This window comes from Pseudomonas sp. NFACC41-3 (assembly GCF_900109505.1).
GTDB lineage: Bacteria > Pseudomonadota > Gammaproteobacteria > Pseudomonadales > Pseudomonadaceae > Aquipseudomonas > Aquipseudomonas chlororaphis.
The window spans coordinates 1,889,017-1,908,396 of the sequence record NZ_FOAE01000001.1; the positions used below are offsets into that span (position 1 = coordinate 1,889,017).

Sequence of the window (19,380 nt, forward strand, 5' to 3'; positions counted from 1 at the left end):
CTGCCGAGCCTGCGAGGCTGCGATCGGCAACGCAGTTGCCGCAAAACCTGCGTCCGCGATCTGCCTGGAAAACGCTTCGGCCGGGTTACCACGGCTACGCCACCGACCGCAGCCTGCGGCAGCGGCTACAGGGAACGGCGCAGGCATGAAGATAGGGAAATGAGCTTCTTTTTGGGGGCTTTTTTGAGCAGAAATGAAACCGGTTTCAGAGGTCATGACCATGAATAAATCGCCTGTCTCCATCAGCCTGTCCAGCTACGGCGCCGACCGCGTCCGTGAGCAGGGCCAGGGCAGTTTCATCGAGGTGCTGGCCGCCGCCGGCGCGTCGCGCATCGAATGGCGCGAAGAGCTGCTGACCGTCGAAGACCCGTCCCAGCTGGCCCGGGCCACCCGCGAGCAGCAACTGGAAAGCGTGTTTTCTTCGCCGCTGGAACTCTGGGTGGCCGGGCGTTCCCGAGCCAACCCTCTGCTGGAACAGGCGCTGCAACGGGCCGAGGCCTTCGGCGCGAAAAGCCTCAAGGTGTCCCTGGGGTATTTCACCGAGCACAACGACCTGCCCCAGCTGGCCCTGCTGCTGGCGCAGTCCCCGGTGCAATTGCTGGTGGAAAACGACCAGACCCTGCACGGCGGGCGCATCGAACCCTTCCAGCGCTTCTTCGCCGAGGTCGAGCGCCATCGCCTGCCGGTGCAGATGACCTTCGACATCGGCAACTGGCAGTGGCAGGACCAGTCCGCCTCCGTCGCCGCGCGCCTGCTCGGCCGGCATGTCGGCTACGTGCACTGCAAGGCCGTGACCCGGCGCGCCGACGGCAAGCTGGTAGCGATACCGCCGGGCATCGCCGACCTGCACCTGTGGGAACAATTGCTGCGGCACATGACTCAAGGCGTGACCCGGGCCGTGGAATACCCGCTGCAAGGCGAAGACCTGGTGCAGCTGACCCGCGAACACGTCGCCACCCTCGCCCGCCTCGGCCAGTCCCGCCTGGAGCACGCCCATGTCTGAGCTCGATATCCTGTCGTTCGGTGAAACCATGGCGATGTTCGTCGCCGAACAGAGCGGCGACCTGGCCCAGGTCGGCCACTTCCACAAACGCATCGCCGGCGCCGACAGCAACGTGGCCATCGGCCTGTCACGCCTGGGCTTCAAGGTCGGCTGGCTGAGCCGGGTCGGCGCCGACTCCCTGGGGCGCTTCGTCGTCGACAGCCTGCAGGCCGAAGGCGTGGACTGCCGCTACGTCGCCACCGACCGGCAACACCCCACCGGTTTCCAGCTCAAGTCCCTGGAAGAACACGGCGACGATCCGCGTGTGGAGTACTTCCGTCGCGGTTCGGCGGCCAGCCACCTGAGCGTCGCCGACATCGCCCCCCAGCTGCTGCGCGCCCGTCACCTGCATGCCACCGGCATTCCCCCGGCGCTCTCGGCCTCGGCCCGGGAGCTGTCCCACAGCCTGATGAGCAAGATGCGCGCGGCCGGCCGCAGCGTGTCCTTCGACCCGAACCTGCGGCCCGGCCTGTGGGGCAGCGAACAACTGATGATCGACGAAATCAACCGCCTGGCCGTGCTCGCCCATTGGGTGCTGCCGGGCTTGAGCGAAGGCCGCCTGCTGACCGGCTATGAAGACCCGGCCGATATCGCCGCGTTTTACCTGGACCAGGGTGTCGAGGTCGTGGCGATCAAGCTCGGTGCCCATGGCGCCTATTACCGCACGCCGTTGCACGAAGGTTTCGTCGAAGCCGTACCGGTGCCCCAGGTGGTCGACACCGTGGGCGCCGGCGACGGTTTCGCCGTCGGCCTGATCAGCGCCCTGCTGGAAAACCACAGCGTCGCCGAGGCCGTGCAGCGCGCCAACTGGATCGGCAGCCGCGCGGTGCAGAGCCGCGGCGACATGGAAGGTTTGCCGAGCCGCGATGAATTACCGACGGTCGCTGCGCGACCGATCGCGAGCAAGCTCGCTCCTATAGGGGCTGCGCAAGTTCTGTAGGAGCGAGCTTGCTCGCGATAAAACCGTGAAAACAACACCGCCTGATTGAACCAACGCGTTACCTGTTGCGACAAAAACAACAAGCTCAGGAGCACCCTTATGCAAACGCTGAAACTCGCCACCCGCCGCTGGTGGTACATCATGCCCATCGTGTTCATCACCTACAGCCTGGCGTACCTGGACCGCGCCAACTATGGGTTCGCCGCCGCCTCCGGGATGGCCGCCGACCTGATGATCACCCCGGGCCTGTCGTCCCTGCTCGGCGCCTTGTTCTTCCTCGGTTACTTTTTCTTCCAGGTACCGGGGGCGATCTACGCGCAAAAACACAGCGTCAAGAAGCTGATCTTCGTCAGCCTGATCCTCTGGGGCGGCCTGGCCACCCTCACCGGCGTGGTGTCCAACGCCTACTGGCTGATCGCCATCCGCTTCATGCTCGGGGTGGTCGAAGCCGCGGTGATGCCGGCGATGCTGGTCTACCTGTGCCATTGGTTCACCCGGGCCGAACGCTCGCGGGCCAACACCTTCCTGATCCTCGGCAACCCGGTGACCATGCTCTGGATGTCGGTGGTCTCGGGGTACCTGGTGGAGCATTTCAGCTGGCGCTGGATGTTCATCATCGAAGGCCTGCCGGCGGTGCTCTGGGCCTTTATCTGGTGGCGCCTGGCCGATGACCGCCCGAGCGCGGCGAAGTGGCTCAGCGACCAGGAAAAACACGATCTGGAAAGCGCCCTGGCCGCCGAACAGGTGGGCATCAAGGCGGTGAAGAACTACGCCGAAGCCTTCCGCTCGCCCAAGGTGATCATCCTCGCCCTGCAGTTCTTCTGCTGGAGCATCGGTGTCTACGGCTTCGTCCTGTGGCTACCGTCGATCCTCAAGCACGGCGCGCAGATGGACATGGTCGAGGCCGGCTGGCTGTCGGCGCTGCCTTACCTGGCCGCGGTGATCGCCATGCTCGGGGTGTCCTGGGGCTCGGACCGGATCCAGAAGCGCAAGCGTTTCGTCTGGCCACCGCTGCTGATCGCCTCCTTCGCCTTCTACGGCTCCTACCTGCTGGGCGCCGAGCACTTCTGGTGGTCCTACAGCCTGCTGGTGATCGCCGGCGCCTGCATGTACGCGCCTTACGGTCCGTTCTTCGCCATCGTCCCGGAGATCCTCCCGGCCAACGTCGCCGGCGGCGCCATGGCGCTGATCAACAGCATGGGCGCCCTGGGCTCGTTCGGCGGTTCCTACCTGGTGGGCTACCTGAACAGCGCCACCGGCTCGCCCGGCGCCTCCTACCTGCTGATGAGCGGCGCGCTGCTGCTGTCGGTGCTGCTGACCCTCTTTCTCAACCCGGGCGCCAGCGACCGCCAGCGCAGCGCGCTGCCGGTACGTCGCCGCCTGGCGCATTCCTGAATCGAACAAGGTGAACCCCATGAAAAAACAGGTCGTGCTGTACAAGAAACTCTCGCCGCCGCTGATGGCCCGCCTGCACGAGCAGGCCCAAGTGACCCTGATCGAAGACCTCAGCGCCCAGGGCCTGGCCAAGCTGCGCAGCGCCCTGCCCGCCGCCCAGGGCCTGCTCGGCGCCAGCCTGCGCCTGGATGCCGAACTGCTGGACCTGGCGCCGTCCCTGGAAGCGGTGGCCAGCGTGTCGGTGGGCGTCGACAACTACGACATCGACTACCTGACCCGCCGCGACATCCTGCTCAGCAACACCCCGGATGTGCTCACCGAAACCACCGCCGACACCGGTTTCGCCCTGATCCTGGCCAGCGCCCGGCGCGTGGTGGAGCTGGCCAACCTGGTGCGCGCCGGCCAGTGGAACCGCAATATCGGCCCGCTGCATTTCGGCAGCGACGTGCACGGCAAGACCCTGGGCATCATCGGCATGGGGCGGATCGGCGAAGCCCTGGCCCAGCGCGGCCATTTCGGTTTCGGCATGCCGGTGATCTACCACAGCAACAGCCCGAAGCCGGCGGTGGAGCAGCGTTTCGGCGCCCGCTACTGCAGCCTCCCGGAGCTGCTGCAACAGGCCGACTTCATCTGCCTGACCCTGCCGCTGACGGAGCACACCCAGGGCCTGATCGGCCGCGAAGAGTTCGCCCTGATGCGCCCGGAAAGCATCTTCATCAATATTTCCCGGGGCAAGGTGGTGGACGAACAGGCGCTGATCGAAGCCTTGCAGCAACGGCGGATTCGCGCGGCCGGGCTGGATGTGTTCGAGCGCGAACCCCTGGGCCACGACTCGCCGCTGTTGCAGCTGAACAATGTGGTGGCCACCCCGCATATCGGCTCAGCGACCTTCGAGACCCGCGAAGCCATGGCCCGCTGCGCGGTCGACAACCTGCTGGCGGCCCTGGCCGGCCAGCGCCCGGCCAACCTGGTCAACCCCCAAGCCTGGGAGCGCCGCAAGGCTGCGGTCTGACGCGGTGACCGTGCGATCCACCCTGTAGCCGCTGCCGCAGGCTGCGACAGGTCCGCAGGACCTCGGCGTCCTGAAGATCGCCACGACCGTTCCGGTCGATCGCAGCCTTCGGCAGCGGCTACAGGATCAGCGGCGTTTCGACGATCGCAGCCTGCGGCAGCGGCTACAGGGATCGCGGGATTATGTTCAGCGGCGTTTGGAAGATCGGCCTTCGAGCAGGTCCTGGGTGCAACGCACGATCCGCTGGCAGGCGTCCGCCAGACGCTGTTGATCCACCACCAGGCCGATACGGATATGCCCCGCCGCGCTGGGGCCGAAGGCCTCGCCGGCGAGCACCGAGACGCCGTGCCCTTCCAGCAGCAGCTCGGCGAATTGCTGGGCGCCCAGGCCGGTTTCCCGCACATCGACCATGACGAACATGCCGCCATCGGGCTTGACCGGCTTCAACCCCGGGCATTGGCTCAGTTGCGCGCACACCAGGTCGCGGCGCTGGCGATATTCCTCGCGCATCTGTTCCAGTTCCGGCAGGTCGGCGTCCAGCGCCACCACCGCGGCGTTCTGCACAAAGTCCGGCAATCCGTACAACATGCACAGCGCCAGATGGCTCAAGTGCCCGGCCAGGGCCTGGGGCGCCACCACCCAGCCGACCCGCCAGCCGGTCATGGCGTGGGACTTGGACAGGCTGTTGATGGTCGCCGTGCGTTCGGCCATGCCCGGCAGGCTGCCGGGGCTGATGTGTTCGCCGTCGAACAGCAGGTCGCTGTAGACCTCGTCGGAGATCAGCCACAGGTCATGCTCGACGCACAGGCGCGCCAGGGCTTGCCAGGTTTCCCGGGACAGGCTGGCACCGGAGGGATTGTTCGGGCTGTTGAGCATCAGCGCGCGGGTCTTGGGCGTGATGCGCGCGGCGACCGCGGAGGGCTCGACGCGAAAACCGTTCTCCGGGCGCACCGGAATCGGCAACACCTTGGCCCCGCAAGCACCGAACACCCCTTCGTAGGTGACGTACATCGGCTCGGCGACCAGCACCTCGTCGCCGGGGTCGAGCAGGCACTGGGCCACGGAAAACACCGCGCACTGCGCCCCTGGCAACACCACCACGTGCTCGGCGTCCACCGCCTGGCCGCTGCGGGAGGCATGGCGGTGGGCGATGCGGGTGCGCAGCGAACGATTGCCGCGCACCTCCGAATAGTGAGTGTCGCCCGCCAGCAGGCTATCGATGGCGGCCTGGACGATCGGCCGCGGGGTGTCGAAATCCGGGTCGCCGATGGTCAGCAGCAGCACATCGACGCCCTCCTCGCGCAGCTCCAGGGCACGGTAGTGAATCTGCCAGGCCGCGGCACCTTCGCCGGCGATCCGTTGGGTCAAGGCTGAATAGCGCATCTCGCTCTCCTTGGGCACGCATTCCAACAACCCTAACTCAAATCACAAAGCGCGCCACCATCGCATTCAAATCCACCGCCAGGCGCGACAGCTCATGGCTGGCGGCGCTGGTCTGGTTGGCCCCGGCGGCCGACTGGGTGGCCAGGTCGCGGATATTCACCAGGTTGCGATCGACCTCGCGGGACACCTGGGCCTGCTCTTCCGAGGCGCTGGCGATCACCAGGTTGCGCTCGTTGATCAGGTTGATCGATTCGGCGATCTGCTCCAAGGCCACGCCGGCGGCGCGGGCCATTTCCAGGGTGCTCTGGGTACGCTGGTTGCTTTGCTGCATCGACTGCACCGCCTCGCCGGTGCCGTTCTGGATGCCGGCGACCATCTTTTCGATTTCCTGGGTCGATTGCGCGGTGCGATGAGCCAGGGCCCGCACCTCGTCGGCCACCACCGCGAAGCCGCGCCCGGCCTCGCCGGCGCGAGCCGCCTCGATGGCCGCGTTGAGGGCCAGCAGGTTGGTCTGCTCGGCGATGGCGCGGATCACGTCGAGCACCTTGCCGATGTCGCGGCCCTGGGTGGCCAGGCCTTCGATCATCACCGAAGTGCTCTGCACGTCGTGGGTCATGGTCTGGATCGCGTCGACGGTTTCCACCACCCGGTCGCGGCCTTCGCGGGCGGCCTGGGTCGACTGGTGCGAGGCTTCGGAGGTCGACACGGCGTTGCGCGCCACCTCTTCCACGGCGGCGGTCATTTCGTTGACGGCGGTGGCCGCCTGTTCGATTTCGTTGTTCTGCTGCTGCAAGCCACGGGAGGCTTCCTCGGTGACCGCGCTGAGTTCTTCCGAGGCCGAGGCCAGCTGGGTGGCCGAGCCGGAGATCTGCTCGATGGTCTTGCGCAGGTTGCCCTGCATCTCGTTCAGCGCCACCAGCAGACGGGCCGGCTCGTCCTTGCCGTCGACCTCGATGGCCTGGGTCAGGTTGCCCGCGGCGATGGTCTGCGCGGCCAGCAGCGCGCGGTTCAACGGGGTGACGATGCTGCGGGTCAGCAGCAGGGCCAGCACCACCGTGAGCAGGGCCGCGACCACCGCCACGGCGATGATGCCGATGATGGCGCTGCGGTAATGCTCACCGGCCATATCCGAGGCCTGGGTGGCCCCGGCGTTGTTGATCGCCACCAGCTTGTTCAACTGCTCGCCCATCTGGTCGGTGCCGTCCTTGATCCGCGTGTTGATCAGGGTGCGCAGCTCCTCGAGCTTGTTCTGTCGCGACAGCTCCAGCATGTCGTTCTGCGCTTGCAGGTACTTGTCCAGGGTGGCCGCGAAGGTCTTGTACAGGGCCACTTCCTCTTCCCCCGCCGGCAAGGCGGCGTAGCTGGCCTGGGCCTGCTTGAGCTTGTCCACCAGCACGCCGATGCGCGTCTGCGCTTCCTGCAGGCCGGCCGGCTCGCGGTTGACCAGTACCCGGAACGAGAGAATCCGCAGGCGCAGCACGTTTTCGGTGACGTTGCCGAGGAACCCTACGCTGGGCAGCTGGTTGCTTTCCATTTCCAGGGAGGCCTGTCGGATGATCGACATGCGGTTGACGGCAAACACACCCAGCGCGATGACCAGCAACGCGATGAACGCAAAACCGAGGAAAGCTCGAGGCGCGATATTCATATTACGTAGGGACATAGGATGACTCTCGGGAATTGAGGACTGCGAGCATCCATGCACTGAACCCTGTCACCAGCGGCGGCTGGCGGCCTGACAGGTGGGCGCCACTGTTGTAGTTGGTCTGTGGGCCTAATAGCGATATCGGCCGGGCTTTAGGTTTTTTGCAGGCCCCGGCGAAAATATTTTTCGTCGCCCGGGAGTGTTTCACCGCTGAGACAGATCGCCTGGCAAGCTCGCTGCCAGCCTCCATGACCGGCCTCCATGCCCCCATGACCACCCCATGAAAAGTGCAATTCATTCGCCGGAAAAGCCATTCAGTCGCCGCCCCGTCCTGCCCATCATGGGCCCCAGCTCGCAATGGCAATTCATAACAACAACGACTGGAGTGGATGATGAAACCCGAAGACTTCCGTGCCGAGACCAACCGCCCGCTGACCGGCGCCGAATACCTGGCCAGCCTGCGCGACGATCGCGAAATCTACATTTATGGCGACCGGGTCAAGGATGTGACCCGCCACCCGGCGTTTCGCAACTCCGCCGCCTCCATGGCGCGCCTCTACGACGCCCTGCACGACCCCGAGACCAAGGACAAGCTGTGCTGGGCCACCGACACCGGCAACGGCGGCTACACCCACAAGTTCTTCCGCTCGGCGAAAAGCGCCGACGACCTGCGCCAGCAGCGTGACGCCATCGCCGAGTGGTCGCGCCTGACCTACGGCTGGATGGGCCGCAGCCCGGACTACAAGGCCGCCTTCGGCAGCGCCCTGGGCGCCAACCCGGAGTTCTATGGCAAGTTCGCGGACAACGCCCGCACCTGGTACAAGCGCATCCAGGAAGCCTGCCTGTACCTCAACCACGCCATCGTCAACCCGCCGATCGACCGCGACAAGCCGGTGGACCAGGTCAAGGACGTGTTCATCTCGGTGGACGAGGAAGTCGAAGGCGGGATCATCGTCAGCGGCGCCAAGGTGGTGGCCACCAACTCGGCCCTGACCCACTACAACTTCGTCGGCCAGGGTTCGGCGCAGCTGTTGGGCGACAACACCGACTTCGCCCTGATGTTCATCGCGCCGATGAACACCCGCGGCATGAAGCTGATCTGCCGCCCGTCCTACGAACTGCAGGCCGGCATGACCGGTTCGCCGTTCGACTACCCGCTGTCCAGCCGCTTCGACGAGAACGACGCGATCCTGATCATGGACAAGGTGTTCATCCCCTGGGAAAACGTGCTGATCTACCGCGACTTCGAGCGCTGCCGGCAGTGGTTCCCGCAGGGCGGTTTCGGCCGGCTGTTCCCGATGCAGGGCTGCACCCGGCTGGCGGTCAAGCTCGACTTCATCACCGGGCTGCTGGTCAAGGCCTTGCAGTGCACCGGTTCCCTGGAGTTTCGCGGGGTGCAGGCGCAGGTTGGCGAAGTGGTGGCCTGGCGCAACCTGTTCTGGTCGCTGACCGACGCCATGCACGGCAACGCCAGCGAATGGCTCAATGGCGCCTTCCTGCCCAGCGCCCAGGCCTTGCAGGCCTACCGGGTACTGGCACCCCAGGCCTACACCGACATCAAGAAGATCATCGAGCAGGTGGTGGCCAGCGGCCTGATCTACCTGCCGTCCGGCTCCCGCGACCTCAAGGACCCGATGCTCAACCAGTACCTGAGCACTTATTGCCGGGGTTCGGCGGGCATGGGCCACGAGGAGCGGATCAAGATCCTCAAGCTGCTGTGGGATGCCATCGGCACCGAGTTCGGCGGCCGCCACGAGCTGTACGAAATCAACTACGCCGGCAGCCAGGACGAAATCCGCATGCAATGCCTGCGCCATGCCCAGGCCACCGGCTCGATGAAAGCCATGACCGATCTGGTGGACCAATGCCTGGGCGACTACAATCTCGACGGCTGGACGGTGCCACACCTGACCAATCCGGACGACATCAACATGCTCGACCGAATCCGCCAGTAACCACTGCCTCGCTTCTGTAGGAGCAAAGCTTGCTCGCGATAAGACGTGAACGATGACGCGCGGCATCTGCGACTCCACGTTGGCTTGAGGTTTTTCGCGGCAATCGAGCGTCGAGCGACGGCTCCTGCAAATACCGTGGTTCAATCCCGAGGAAAGGAATCTCTCATGACTCAACTTGATCCCAAGCAACAAGCCTTTCGCAACGCCATGGCGCACATGACCACGGCGGTCAACGTCATCACCAGCAACGGCCCGGCCGGACGCTGCGGCATCACCGCCACCGCGGTCTGCTCGGTCACCGACAGCCCGCCCAGCCTGATGGTCTGCGTCAACCGCAACAGCGCCCTGAACCCGGTGTTCAAGCGCAACGGCCAGCTCTGCATCAACGTGCTCTGCGGCGAACACGAAGAGGTCGCCCGGCACTTCGCCGGCATGACCGGGGTGGAGATGGAGCAGCGCTTCAGCCTGCACCCCTGGCGCGACGGCCAGGACGCCCTGCCGGTGCTCGACGGCGCCCTGGCCAGCCTGCAGGGACGCATCACCGAGGTGCAGGAAGTCGGCACCCACTCAGTGATGCTGGTGCAGCTGGATGAGATCTGCGTGGGCGAACACGGCGATTCGCTGGTGTATTTCAGCCGTGGTTTCCATCGGTTGCAGCGGGCCGTCCAGGCGGCCTGATCTTCTGATCTTCTGTAGGAGCGGCCGGTCGACGTTCGATTGCTCGCGATAGCCGCGCAGCGGCAATGGACCTGCCAACGCGCGTTATCGTTGCAGATTGATCGCGAGCAAGCCTCGCTCCTACAGAAACCAATATCCCCGCCAGCCCCCTTCATCCTGCATCTGTAGGATAGCGATCCCCCACCAACCCGACGATACTCGTGCCCAGGCCCTGCCCACGTCCCTGGACGTTCCGGTCCTTACTGACTCCGTGACGAAAACAATAAGAACGTCGCACAGAGGAACACCCCCATGAGCCGTCATGAACATGGTCACGCCAGCCTGCTGCAAGCCTTCAGCTCGCTGACCCTGGAGTTGCAGCGCCTGGCGCAGCACAAGGACATCGAACATTTCCATGGCCATGCGCTGAACCGCATCGGCCAGTTGCTGCCCTTCGACAGCGCCTGGTGGGGCCGCGCCGCATTGATCGACGGCCTGCCGGAAGAACACAGCTCCTACCTCCATCACTTGCCCCCCAGCTACCTGCCGGACTGGCAGTCGATCAAGCACGTCGACGTCACCGTCGGACGGGTCCATGCCCACCCGGGCCGGGCGGTGATCGTCGACATGCGCGACCCGGCCAACGGCCCCGGCCTGAACTGGCTGGGCACGACCTATGGCATCGGCGAGCTGCTGTGCGTGGTGTACATCGACCCGCAGACCCACCTCAGCGACCACCTGGCGCTGTACCGCGCCCCCGGCGCCAAACGCTTCGACGCCGACGACTGCCTGCTGCTGAACAACCTGATGCTGCACCTGGTGGCCGCGGTGTCGGCCAACCAGATCCGCACCCTGGTGGCCATGCGCGAAACCCTCACCAGCCCGCGCAACCTGGCGCTGGCGGTGTGCGACCAGCGCGGCACCCTGCACTGCGCCGAACGCGGCTTCGTCGACCTGCTGCTCGGCGAGTGGCCGGACTGGAGCGGCCCCTGCCTGCCCGTGCCCATGGCCGATGGTGGTTACGAAGGCCGGCACCTGCAATTCGAGGCCTCGCCGGTGGGCGACCTGTTCCTGCTCGCCGCCCGCGGCCGCACGCTGCTGACCCAGCTCAGCCCACGGGAAAACGACGTGGCCCTGGGCTTCGGCGAAGGCAAGACCTACAAGGAAATCGCCCGCGAGCTGGGCCTGTCGCCGAACACCGTGCGCCATCACATCCGCGCCATCTACAACAAGCTCGGGGTCAAGGACAAGACCCGCATCGCCCATCTGCTGCACGCCCCACCCGACTGACGTTTACCTCCCTCGCTGACTGACTTTCGCGCTGTCGTTTTGACGGCCACGGGCCGCTTTTGCCCTTTTTCCAGCCACTGCCGCGTACCGGCGAGCACTTCGCCGCACAACAACTCAAAGAAGAGAGGTTACGCCCATGACCAGAACGCTTGCGCACCACACCGCCCTGGCCGTCACCGGCGCCCTGCTGAACCTGGACGCCAGCGCCGCCGACCTCAACGCCCGCGACTTCTTCGGCGCGCCCTCGGGCACCAGCCTGGGCGTGCTGTACCTGCCGGCGACCCGCGCCGACGACTTCCACGGCCCTGCCGACAGCACTGGCAAGGCCGAGCTGAAGGTCAACGCCCTGGCCTATCGCCAGGTATTTTTCAGCGACATCTGCGGCACCCTGTGCACCCCGCAGTTCATCGTGCCTTTCGCCGATATCGACGCGCGCCTGCCCAGCGCCAATCGCCACACCGGGGAAAGCGGCTTCGGCGACCCACAGGTCGGCGGCACCCTGTTTTTCATCAACGACCCGGCCAGCCGGACCTACAGCGGCCTGCTGACCCTGATCACCCTGCCAGTGGGCGAATACCACGGCGACAACCCGGATGTCTCGCCGGGCGCCAACCGCTGGGGCGCCACCTTCGTTTACAACTACACCCAGGGCGTCGGCGAGAAGTGGGTGCTGGAAGCCAACCTCGAAGCCCAGCTCTACGGCAAGAACGACGACTACTTCGGCAGCGACCTGAAGCAGGACCCGCTGTACCGCCTGCAAGCCTTCGCCTCCTACGACTTCACTGCCAGCACCTATGGCGCCCTGCGCCTGATCCACGCCGACGGTGGCGAGCTGCGGATCAACGACCAGCGCATCGACGACACCCACAAGCGCTACACCCAGGTCGGCTTCGAGGTCGGCCACTGGCTGGACCAGCAGAACCAGCTGATGTTCGGCCTTTCGCAAAACGTCGCCACCCGTAACGGCTACCACGGCACCGACGCCTTGCTGCGCCTGGTCCACGTGTTCTGAAGCGCTTTTTCCCGGAGCTATCCCATCATGAATACCCAGACCCAGGCGCTCACCGACGATCAACCGAGTACTGCATCGCCGCTGGCTTTGCTGGCGGCCATCGTGCTGTTCGCCGCCATTACCCCGACCATCCTCATGACCGCCCCGGCGGTAGCCGCGCAACTGGCCAGCCAATGGCAACTGAGCCCGTCGCAGATCGGCGACCTGTTCTCCACTGAACTGGGGGCCATGAGCCTGGCCACCCTGCCTGCCTTCTGGTGGCTCAAGCGCGTCGACTGGCGCCGCGCGGCGCTGCTGGCCGGGGCGCTGTTCATAGTCACCAACCTGCTGTCGATCTGGGCCCAGGGTTATGGCGCGCTGCTGGCCCTGCGTTTCTGCAGTGCCCTGGCCGGCGGTTCGCTGATGATCATCTGCCTGTCCAGCGCTGCCTCCACCGCCAACCCCAGCCGAACCTACGGCCTGTGGGTCATGGGCCAACTGGTGGTCGGAGCAATCGGCCTGAGCATTCTGCCGCGGCTGTTCGAGCATTACGGCCTGGCGGCCTGCTACCTGCTGCTGGCGCTGCTGATGACCCTGTGCCTGCCCCTGGCGCGCTACTTTCCCCAGGGCGCGCCGCCCCCGGAAAAAACCGCGGGGCAGGCAGCCACCGCGCCGAAGTGGCAGGCGCTGTGCGGCATTCTCGGCATCCTCGCCTTCTATATCAGCCTCAGCGGGGTCTGGACCTTTATCGGCTCGATCAGTGCCAAGGCCGGCATTTCCGCGCAAGCCAGCGGCGAGCTGCTGGCCGTCGCCACGGTCATGGGCATCGTCGGCGCCGGCTGCGCCTCGCTGATCGGCAATCGCCTGCCGCGCCTGCTGTTGCTGCTGTTCGGCTACAGCCTGATGGCCGGCTCGGTGCTGTTGCTGCTGGGCGCGCCGACCCTGGCGCGCTTCGCCCTCGCCGCCCTGGTCTTCAAGTTCACCTGGACCTTCATCCTGCCGCTGATCCTCGCCTGCCTGGCCGACCTCGACCGCTCCGGCAAGCTGATGAACGCCTCCAACCTGGTGATCGGCGGCGGCCTGGCCATCGGCCCCGCGCTGGCCGGGCGGCTGATCGAAAGCACCGGCGGCTTCCAGCCCCTGCTGATCGGCGGGACCGGCCTGACCCTGCTGTCGCTGGCGCTGATCCTCGGCTGCCGGCGCGGCACCTGAACCCCTGAACGCCTGAACCCCTGTAGCCGCTGCCGAAGGCTGCGATAGGTCCGAAGGACCTCTGGCGCCCGGGAGATCGCAGCGACCGTTCCGGTCGATCGCAGCCTTCGGCAGCGGCTACAAATTTTCGCCCCATAGATGGATATGCCCATGACCCGTAAAACCGCGTTTTTCTTCGATGAACTCAGCCTCTGGCACAGCGCCGGGCCACATGCGCTGACGCTGCCGGTGGGCGGCTGGGTGCAACCGCCCGCCGCGGCCGGGCACGCCGAATCGCCGGAAACCAAGCGCCGCCTGAAAAGCCTGCTGGACGTCTCCGGCCTGACCCGCCACCTGCAGGTGCGCAGCGCCACGGCTGCCAGTGAGGAAGATTTGCTGCGGGTGCACAGCGCCGAGTACCTGCAACGCTTCAGGGCCCTGAGCGAGTCCGGTGGCGGCGAACTCGGCCCGCAAGCGCCGATCGGCCCGGGCAGCTACGAAATCGCCCGGCTCTCCGCCGGCCTGGCCATCGCCGCGGTGGACACGGTGCTCGGCGGCGAAGCCGACAACGCCTACTCGCTGTCGCGTCCGCCGGGGCACCATTGCCTGGCCGACGGCGCCATGGGCTTCTGCTTCCTGGCCAATATCGCCATCGCCATCGAGGCGGCCAAGGCCAGGCGCGGCCTGGGCAAGGTCGCGGTGATCGACTGGGACGTACACCACGGCAACGGCACCCAGTCGATCTTCGAGGAGCGCGGCGACGTGCTGACCCTTTCCCTGCACCAGGACGGCTGCTTCCCGCCCGGCTACAGCGGCGAACAGGACCGTGGCCGCGGCGCCGGGCTGGGGGCCAACATCAATATCCCGCTGCTGCCCGGCAGCGGTCACGACGCCTACCTGCATGCCCTGCAACGCATCGTGATCCCGGCCCTGGAGCGCTTCGAGCCGGAGCTGATCATCGTTGCCTGCGGCTACGACGCCAACGCGGTCGACCCGCTGGCGCGGATGCTGCTGCACAGCGACTCGTTCCGCGCCATGACCCGCCAGGTGCGCGAAGCCGCCGAGCGCCTGTGCCAGGGCCGCCTGGTGCTGGTGCATGAAGGCGGTTATTCCGAGGCCTATGTGCCCTTCTGCGGGCTGGCGACGGTCGAGGAACTGGCCGGCATCAGGACCGCGGTGACCGACCCGATGCTGGAGTTCGTGCAGCTGCAACAGCCGAACCCGGGGTTCCAGGCCTTTCAACGCCAGTTGATCGATGATCTGGCGCAGACCTTCTTCAACGACTGACCCGTACCTCAACCACCTTGTAGCCGCTGCCGCAGGCTGCGATCGACCGGAACGGGCGTAGCGATCTCTCGGACGCTGGAGGTCCTTCGGACCTATCGCAGCCTGCGGCAGCGGCTGCATGGGTTGGCAAATCTCGCTTGAGGTTGGCCGTAACGGGGCTTAAATGCCGCGAAATGCGTCTGGCTGGCCACCGACCTGTAGCCGCTGCCGAAGGCTGCGATCGACCGGAACGGGCGTAGCGATCTCCCGACCGCTGGAGGTCCTTCGGACCTATCGCAGCCTGCGGCAGCGGCTACAGGGTTTTGCGCACTTCGCTCGGGGTCTGGCCGTAATGGGCCTTGAACGCCCGGGCGAAGTGGGCCTGGCTGGTGAAGCCATGGCGGTAGGCGATTTCGCCGATATCCAGGCCGGCTCCTCGTGGGCTGCTCAGCAGGTCATGGGCCTGTTGCAGGCGTTTTTCCAGGATAAATCGGCTGGGCTGGCTGTCTTCCAGGGCGAACAGGCGGCTCAGGTGCCGCAGGGAAATGCCAGTCTGCGCGGCCACCCGCTCGCAGCTCAGGCCAGGGTCGGCCAGCTGTTCGCTGATGCACTGCTTGGCCGCCAGCAGATAGGACGCGCTCAGGGCATTGATCCGCCGCTCTCCCGCCTGCCCGGCGATCAGGCTGGCCAACAGCTCCAGCGCCTGGTTCTGATAACTCTCGGCGTCCTCGCTCAGCGGCTGCTGGAAAAAGCCTCCGGTGCGCTCGCCCAGGGTGCGCAGCAACAGGCGCTGCACGCCGCTTTGCCCGCCGATCTTCAGCGGACGGTCGAAACGCTTGAGGCAGCGCTCGGCGAACAGCGCCTGGGGAATGTCGTAAATGAACTGGCGCATCGGCCCGGAGAACCCGAACAGATAGGGTTTGTCGGTGCGGTAGACGATCAGCTCGCCCGGTTCGAGCAACTGGCAGGCGCCATCCTGATAGAAGAACGAGCCGCTGCCGGTGACGAAGGACACGAACACCGACTCCTTGGGCACCGCGCGGATCATCGAGTTGTCACGCTCGACCACGTGCTCGTTGCCCTCGATCCGCGCCAGGCGCATGCCCTCCAGCTGCAGGTTGTCCTGGCTGGCGGCAAAACCGCTTTCACAAAAGGAAGTGCATTTGAGGCCGACCAAGGTGGAGGCGTTGTAGTCCTCCCAGAAGGCCAGCCGTTGGTCCAGGGCGATGCTCTGGGTGCAGGCATGCCGGGTTTCGAGCAAGGCGCATGGAGACATTTTTATTCTTCTCATGGGCTAGGAAGCATTCCCGGTCGGCAAGGCAGTGACCGGACACCAAGGCCGCGGCAGATGGCGGCCGCGGCGATTCATTAACATATGAAGCTTATGCCCTGTCAACGTGAAACGCAGTGGGCACAAGTCGATTACCAGGGTAAACGGCGTCCCTGAAGCCTGTAGGAAAAGTCTCGTCCGATCCAGTCAACAATCCCGTCCGATTGGATAAAACCCCGCCCGCGCGCCGCGCCTAAAGTCGCCTCGACTCCCACAACGAATAGAGGCCGACCATGCCCGAAGCCGCCCGCCGTGAATTCTGGAAAGACCTGCAACCGATCGCCAATTGCTTCAAGCCGGACGCCAAGCCCGAGGTCTACCTGCCCAATGCCGCCAGCGACGACCTGAAGCTGTATGTGCCCTTCACCGAAACCGTGTCCTCGCGGCCGCTGTGGATCTCGCCGAGCGAGAACCGCTGGTGCGACATCCTCATGGCCAGCAGCGCCGGCCTGGTGAACCGGCATTACCACCCCCACGAAGTGTTCGCCTACACCCTGTCCGGCAAGTGGGGCTACCTGGAACACGACTGGACCGCCACCGCCGGCGACTTCGTCTACGAGACCCCGGGCGAAGGCCACACCCTGGTGGCCTACGAGCACGAGCAACCGATGCGCGCGTTTTTCATCGTCAAGGGCCCGCTGATCTGGCTCGACGAACAGGGCGAGCCGGACGGTTACTTCGACGTGCACTCCTACATCGCCCTGTGCCGCGCGCACTACGAAAAGATCGGCCTCGGCGCGGCCTATATCGACACGCTGTTTCGCTGAAGTCTCGACTTCACCTGTCCCTCCCGCGGAGAACGACCATGGCTTACAACAACAATAAAGCCGGTTACGAGAACATCCTGCTGGGCGTGCTGTTCCTGACGTTCGGCTTCGTCTTTTTCGATCGCCTGGCCCTGTCCTTCCTGTTCCCCTTCATGGCCGACGAGCTGCAACTGAGCAACAGCCACCTGGGCATGCTGTCGTCGGTCCTGGCCCTGGCCTGGGCGGTGTCCGGCGCGCTGGTCGGGGCCTGGTCGGACCGGCGTGGCAAGCGCAAGCCGCTGCTGATCGTCGCGGTGATCCTGTTTTCCCTGTGCTCGGCGCTGTCGGGGCTGGTCACCGGGTTTCTCAGCCTGCTGCTGTTCCGCGGCATCATGGGCCTGGCCGAAGGGCCGATCCTGCCGCTCTCGCAATCGCTGATGGTGGAGGCCTCCTCGCCCCATCGCCGGGGCCTGAACATGGGCCTGCTGCAAGGCTCGGCGGCCGGTCTGCTGGGCGCGGTGATCGGCCCGCCGGTGCTGATCGCCCTGGCCGAAGCCTACGGCTGGCGCCATGCCTTTATCGTCTCGCTGATCCCCGGGCTGCTGATCGCCCTGCTGATCTGGCGCTACGTGCGCAACGACGCACCGCCGGCACCGATCCCGGACAACGCTCCTGCTGCTCCGGTCAACCGCCTGGCGCTGCTGAAAAGCCGCAACATCGTGCTCTGCACCCTGATCAGCTGCGTGTTCCTCACCTGGTTCGTGATCCTGATTTCCTTCACCCCGACCTTCCTGGTCAAGGTCCGCGGCTACAGCCCGGCGAGCATGGGCACGGTGATGAGTTGCCTGGGCGGCGCCTGGGTGCTGTGGGGCTTCGGCGTGGCGGCGATTTCCGACCGTTTCGGCCGTCGCCCGACCCTGGTGCTGTTCTCGCTGATCGCCGCCTGCTGCCCGATCGCCCTGCTCTACGCCAACAGCCCGCTGCTGATGGGCGTGCTGATGCTGCTGACCTACACGGGCCTGGGCTGCTTCACCCTGTTCATGGCGACCATCCCGGCGGAAACCGTGCCCCGGGAAGTCATGGCTACCGCCCTGGGCATGATCATGGGCATCGGCGAACTGGTGGGCGGTTTTGTCTCGCCGACCATCGCCGGCTTTGCCGCCGACCGTTTCGGCCTGTCCATCGTCATGTGGATCTCCTGCGGCGGCGCCCTGCTGGCGGCGCTGCTGGCGCTGTTCCTCAAGGAAACCGCGCCGGCGGTCCTGGCGCGCGGCCGCCGCGCCGAACCTTCCCCCTCTCCTGTCCTGCAAGGAAACCAGCCATGAAAGCATTGCGTTGGCATGCCGCCCGCGACTTGCGCCTGAGCGATCTGCAACTGCCGCAGCCCGGCCCGGGCGAGGTACTGGTCCAGGTGGCCTACTGCGGTATCTGCGGCAGCGACCTGCACGAATACGCCGACGGCCCGCACTCGATTCCACAACAGGTGCCCCACCCGCTGTCCGGTTGCCGCGCGCCGCTGACCCTCGGCCACGAGTTCTGCGGCCAGGTCCTGGCGGTGGGCCCGGGCGTCGACCGGGTCCAGGTCGGCAGCCGGGTGGCGGTGGAGCCGGAGTACCGCTGCGGCGATTGCCAGTACTGCCGCGCCGGCCAGTACAACCTCTGCCAGTCCATGGGGTTTATCGGCCTGATGGGCGACGGCGGTTTCGCCGAACAGGTGCTGGTGCCGGCCTACATGCTGCACCCGCTGCCGGATTCGGTGAGTTTCAAGCAGGCCGCAGTGCTGGAGCCGGCGGCGGTGGCCTTTCACGCGCTGAACCAGAGCAGCCTGCTGCCCGGCGACAGCTGCGTGGTGTTCGGCCTCGGTCCTATCGGCCTGCTCTTGATCCTGCTGGCGCGCCTGCGCGGCGTGGAGCGGATCTTCGCCGTGGACATCAGCCCGGAACGTCGGCGACTGGCCCGCGACTTCGGCGCCCAGGAAGTGCTCGATGGCCACGCCGCCGACCTGTCGCAACGCCTGCACGAACTGAGCGGTGGCGGCGTCGACACGGCCTTCGAGGCCGCCGGCAGCCAGCAAACCCTGAGCCTGGCCCTGCACTCGCTGCGCAAGGGCGGCGAGGTGGTGCTGGTGGGCCTGATGGGCGAGGTCAGCGTCGATGCCTTCCACCTGGTGAACAACGAACTGCGCCTGCTCGGCAGCGTGGGCTATCGCAACGCCTACCCGCCGCTGATCGAACTGCTGGCGAGCGGCCGCCTGGATCTGACCCGCGCCGTGACCCGCTGCGTGACCCTGGACCAGGCCGTGGAGCATGGCTTCGAGGCACTGCTGCGGGACAAGAGCCAGATCAAGGTGCTGGTCAATCCCAACCCATCGCTGGCCAAGGCATGACCTGTAGCCGCTGCCGCAGGCTGCGATCGAGGACGCAGTCCTCGCCAGCACAATCGGCAGCACCCTGGTAACCCGTTGGCGAACGCTGCGCGTCCGATCGCAGCCTTCGGCAGCGGCTACAGAGCTGAACGACTCATCACAAAAACAACAA

The 19,380-nt window shown here is 65.9% G+C and carries 16 protein-coding genes; 13 read left to right on the forward strand and 3 right to left on the reverse strand.

Annotated features, from left to right (window positions below; genetic code table 11):
* The first annotated feature begins 220 nt into the window (after window positions 1-220).
* The 4 genes from BMY68_RS08465 to BMY68_RS08480 all read left to right on the forward strand — a co-directional run bounded on the left by BMY68_RS08465 (window position 221) and on the right by BMY68_RS08480 (window position 4,389).
* Window positions 221-1,003 (forward strand): sugar phosphate isomerase/epimerase family protein, encoded by a 783-nt coding sequence (locus BMY68_RS08465; RefSeq protein WP_085531551.1) that lies wholly within the window; start codon window positions 221-223, stop codon window positions 1,001-1,003.
* On the forward strand, window positions 996-1,982 hold the full coding sequence (locus tag BMY68_RS08470; protein WP_085530660.1) for a sugar kinase: 987 nt from the start codon (window positions 996-998) through the stop codon (window positions 1,980-1,982). Before BMY68_RS08465 ends, BMY68_RS08470 begins: the two co-directional genes overlap by 8 nt.
* Window positions 1,983-2,081: 99 nt before the next feature.
* Window positions 2,082-3,377: an MFS transporter gene (locus tag BMY68_RS08475; RefSeq protein WP_009044177.1), complete on the forward strand. Its 1,296-nt coding sequence runs from the start codon at window positions 2,082-2,084 to the stop codon at window positions 3,375-3,377.
* Window positions 3,378-3,396: 19 nt separating this feature from the next.
* Complete coding sequence (locus BMY68_RS08480; protein ID WP_085530659.1) at window positions 3,397-4,389, forward strand: 2-hydroxyacid dehydrogenase; 993 nt, start codon at window positions 3,397-3,399, stop codon at window positions 4,387-4,389.
* Between the two features lie 186 nt (window positions 4,390-4,575).
* Here BMY68_RS08480 and BMY68_RS08485 read toward each other — a convergent pair whose 3' ends face one another.
* Window positions 4,576-5,772, reverse strand: a complete 1,197-nt coding sequence (locus BMY68_RS08485) for a pyridoxal phosphate-dependent aminotransferase (RefSeq protein WP_009044179.1) — start codon at window positions 5,770-5,772, stop codon at window positions 4,576-4,578.
* Window positions 5,773-5,809: 37 nt separating this feature from the next.
* Window positions 5,810-7,435 carry a methyl-accepting chemotaxis protein gene (locus BMY68_RS08490; protein ID WP_085530658.1) on the reverse strand — a complete coding sequence of 542 codons (1,626 nt, stop codon included), beginning with the start codon at window positions 7,433-7,435 and terminating at the stop codon, window positions 5,810-5,812.
* Between the two features lie 374 nt (window positions 7,436-7,809).
* On the opposite strand from BMY68_RS08490, the gene hpaB reads away from it, so the two are divergent.
* From hpaB to BMY68_RS08520, 6 genes are all read left to right on the forward strand, one after another.
* Window positions 7,810-9,372: a 4-hydroxyphenylacetate 3-monooxygenase, oxygenase component gene (gene hpaB, locus BMY68_RS08495; protein ID WP_009044181.1), complete on the forward strand. Its 1,563-nt coding sequence runs from the start codon at window positions 7,810-7,812 to the stop codon at window positions 9,370-9,372.
* Between the two features lie 165 nt (window positions 9,373-9,537).
* Window positions 9,538-10,050: a 4-hydroxyphenylacetate 3-monooxygenase, reductase component gene (gene hpaC / locus BMY68_RS08500; RefSeq protein ID WP_062826068.1), complete on the forward strand. Its 513-nt coding sequence runs from the start codon at window positions 9,538-9,540 to the stop codon at window positions 10,048-10,050.
* A gap of 291 nt (window positions 10,051-10,341) precedes the next feature.
* Window positions 10,342-11,319 carry a helix-turn-helix transcriptional regulator gene (locus tag BMY68_RS08505; protein WP_085530657.1) on the forward strand — a complete coding sequence of 326 codons (978 nt, stop codon included), beginning with the start codon at window positions 10,342-10,344 and terminating at the stop codon, window positions 11,317-11,319.
* Between the two features lie 136 nt (window positions 11,320-11,455).
* The gene (locus tag BMY68_RS08510; RefSeq protein WP_085530656.1) at window positions 11,456-12,331 is read left to right on the forward strand and encodes a transporter; all 876 of its coding nucleotides are present in this window, start codon (window positions 11,456-11,458) and stop codon (window positions 12,329-12,331) included.
* 27 nt (window positions 12,332-12,358) lie between these two features.
* Window positions 12,359-13,522 (forward strand): MFS transporter, encoded by a 1,164-nt coding sequence (locus BMY68_RS08515; RefSeq protein WP_085530655.1) that lies wholly within the window; start codon window positions 12,359-12,361, stop codon window positions 13,520-13,522.
* Window positions 13,523-13,672: 150 nt separating this feature from the next.
* A complete protein-coding gene (locus BMY68_RS08520) occupies window positions 13,673-14,788 on the forward strand; it encodes a class II histone deacetylase (protein ID WP_085530654.1) in 1,116 nt (371 codons plus the stop codon).
* 292 nt (window positions 14,789-15,080) lie between these two features.
* Here BMY68_RS08520 and BMY68_RS08525 read toward each other — a convergent pair whose 3' ends face one another.
* The gene (locus BMY68_RS08525) at window positions 15,081-16,043 is read right to left on the reverse strand and encodes a helix-turn-helix domain-containing protein (RefSeq protein WP_085530653.1); all 963 of its coding nucleotides are present in this window, start codon (window positions 16,041-16,043) and stop codon (window positions 15,081-15,083) included.
* A 287-nt stretch (window positions 16,044-16,330) separates the two neighbouring features.
* Between BMY68_RS08525 and BMY68_RS08530 the strand changes: the two genes are divergently transcribed.
* The 3 genes from BMY68_RS08530 to BMY68_RS08540 are packed head-to-tail and all read left to right on the forward strand — an operon-like array spanning window position 16,331 to window position 19,229.
* On the forward strand, window positions 16,331-16,864 hold the full coding sequence (locus tag BMY68_RS08530; RefSeq protein WP_007927291.1) for a 2,4'-dihydroxyacetophenone dioxygenase family protein: 534 nt from the start codon (window positions 16,331-16,333) through the stop codon (window positions 16,862-16,864).
* A gap of 38 nt (window positions 16,865-16,902) precedes the next feature.
* Window positions 16,903-18,168 carry an MFS transporter gene (locus BMY68_RS08535; protein ID WP_062826074.1) on the forward strand — a complete coding sequence of 422 codons (1,266 nt, stop codon included), beginning with the start codon at window positions 16,903-16,905 and terminating at the stop codon, window positions 18,166-18,168.
* Window positions 18,165-19,229 (forward strand): 2,3-butanediol dehydrogenase, encoded by a 1,065-nt coding sequence (locus BMY68_RS08540; RefSeq protein WP_085530652.1) that lies wholly within the window; start codon window positions 18,165-18,167, stop codon window positions 19,227-19,229. Before BMY68_RS08535 ends, BMY68_RS08540 begins: the two co-directional genes overlap by 4 nt.
* Window positions 19,230-19,380: the final 151 nt, after the last annotated feature.

Excerpts from the sequence above, each read along its gene's own strand:
- BMY68_RS08465 (WP_085531551.1), top strand. The coding sequence starts at position 221 with ATGAATAAATCGCCTGTCTCCATCAGCCTGTCCAGCTACGGCGCCGAC.
- BMY68_RS08470 (WP_085530660.1), top strand. The coding sequence starts at position 996 with ATGTCTGAGCTCGATATCCTGTCGTTCGGTGAAACCATGGCGATGTTC.
- BMY68_RS08475 (WP_009044177.1), top strand. The coding sequence starts at position 2,082 with ATGCAAACGCTGAAACTCGCCACCCGCCGCTGGTGGTACATCATGCCC.
- BMY68_RS08480 (WP_085530659.1), top strand. The coding sequence starts at position 3,397 with ATGAAAAAACAGGTCGTGCTGTACAAGAAACTCTCGCCGCCGCTGATG.
- BMY68_RS08485 (WP_009044179.1), bottom strand. The coding sequence starts at position 5,772 with ATGCGCTATTCAGCCTTGACCCAACGGATCGCCGGCGAAGGTGCCGCG.
- BMY68_RS08490 (WP_085530658.1), bottom strand. The coding sequence starts at position 7,435 with ATGTCCCTACGTAATATGAATATCGCGCCTCGAGCTTTCCTCGGTTTT.
- hpaB (WP_009044181.1), top strand. The coding sequence starts at position 7,810 with ATGAAACCCGAAGACTTCCGTGCCGAGACCAACCGCCCGCTGACCGGC.
- hpaC (WP_062826068.1), top strand. The coding sequence starts at position 9,538 with ATGACTCAACTTGATCCCAAGCAACAAGCCTTTCGCAACGCCATGGCG.
- BMY68_RS08505 (WP_085530657.1), top strand. The coding sequence starts at position 10,342 with ATGAGCCGTCATGAACATGGTCACGCCAGCCTGCTGCAAGCCTTCAGC.
- BMY68_RS08510 (WP_085530656.1), top strand. The coding sequence starts at position 11,456 with ATGACCAGAACGCTTGCGCACCACACCGCCCTGGCCGTCACCGGCGCC.
- BMY68_RS08515 (WP_085530655.1), top strand. The coding sequence starts at position 12,359 with ATGAATACCCAGACCCAGGCGCTCACCGACGATCAACCGAGTACTGCA.
- BMY68_RS08520 (WP_085530654.1), top strand. The coding sequence starts at position 13,673 with ATGACCCGTAAAACCGCGTTTTTCTTCGATGAACTCAGCCTCTGGCAC.
- BMY68_RS08525 (WP_085530653.1), bottom strand. The coding sequence starts at position 16,043 with ATGTCTCCATGCGCCTTGCTCGAAACCCGGCATGCCTGCACCCAGAGC.
- BMY68_RS08530 (WP_007927291.1), top strand. The coding sequence starts at position 16,331 with ATGCCCGAAGCCGCCCGCCGTGAATTCTGGAAAGACCTGCAACCGATC.
- BMY68_RS08535 (WP_062826074.1), top strand. The coding sequence starts at position 16,903 with ATGGCTTACAACAACAATAAAGCCGGTTACGAGAACATCCTGCTGGGC.
- BMY68_RS08540 (WP_085530652.1), top strand. The coding sequence starts at position 18,165 with ATGAAAGCATTGCGTTGGCATGCCGCCCGCGACTTGCGCCTGAGCGAT.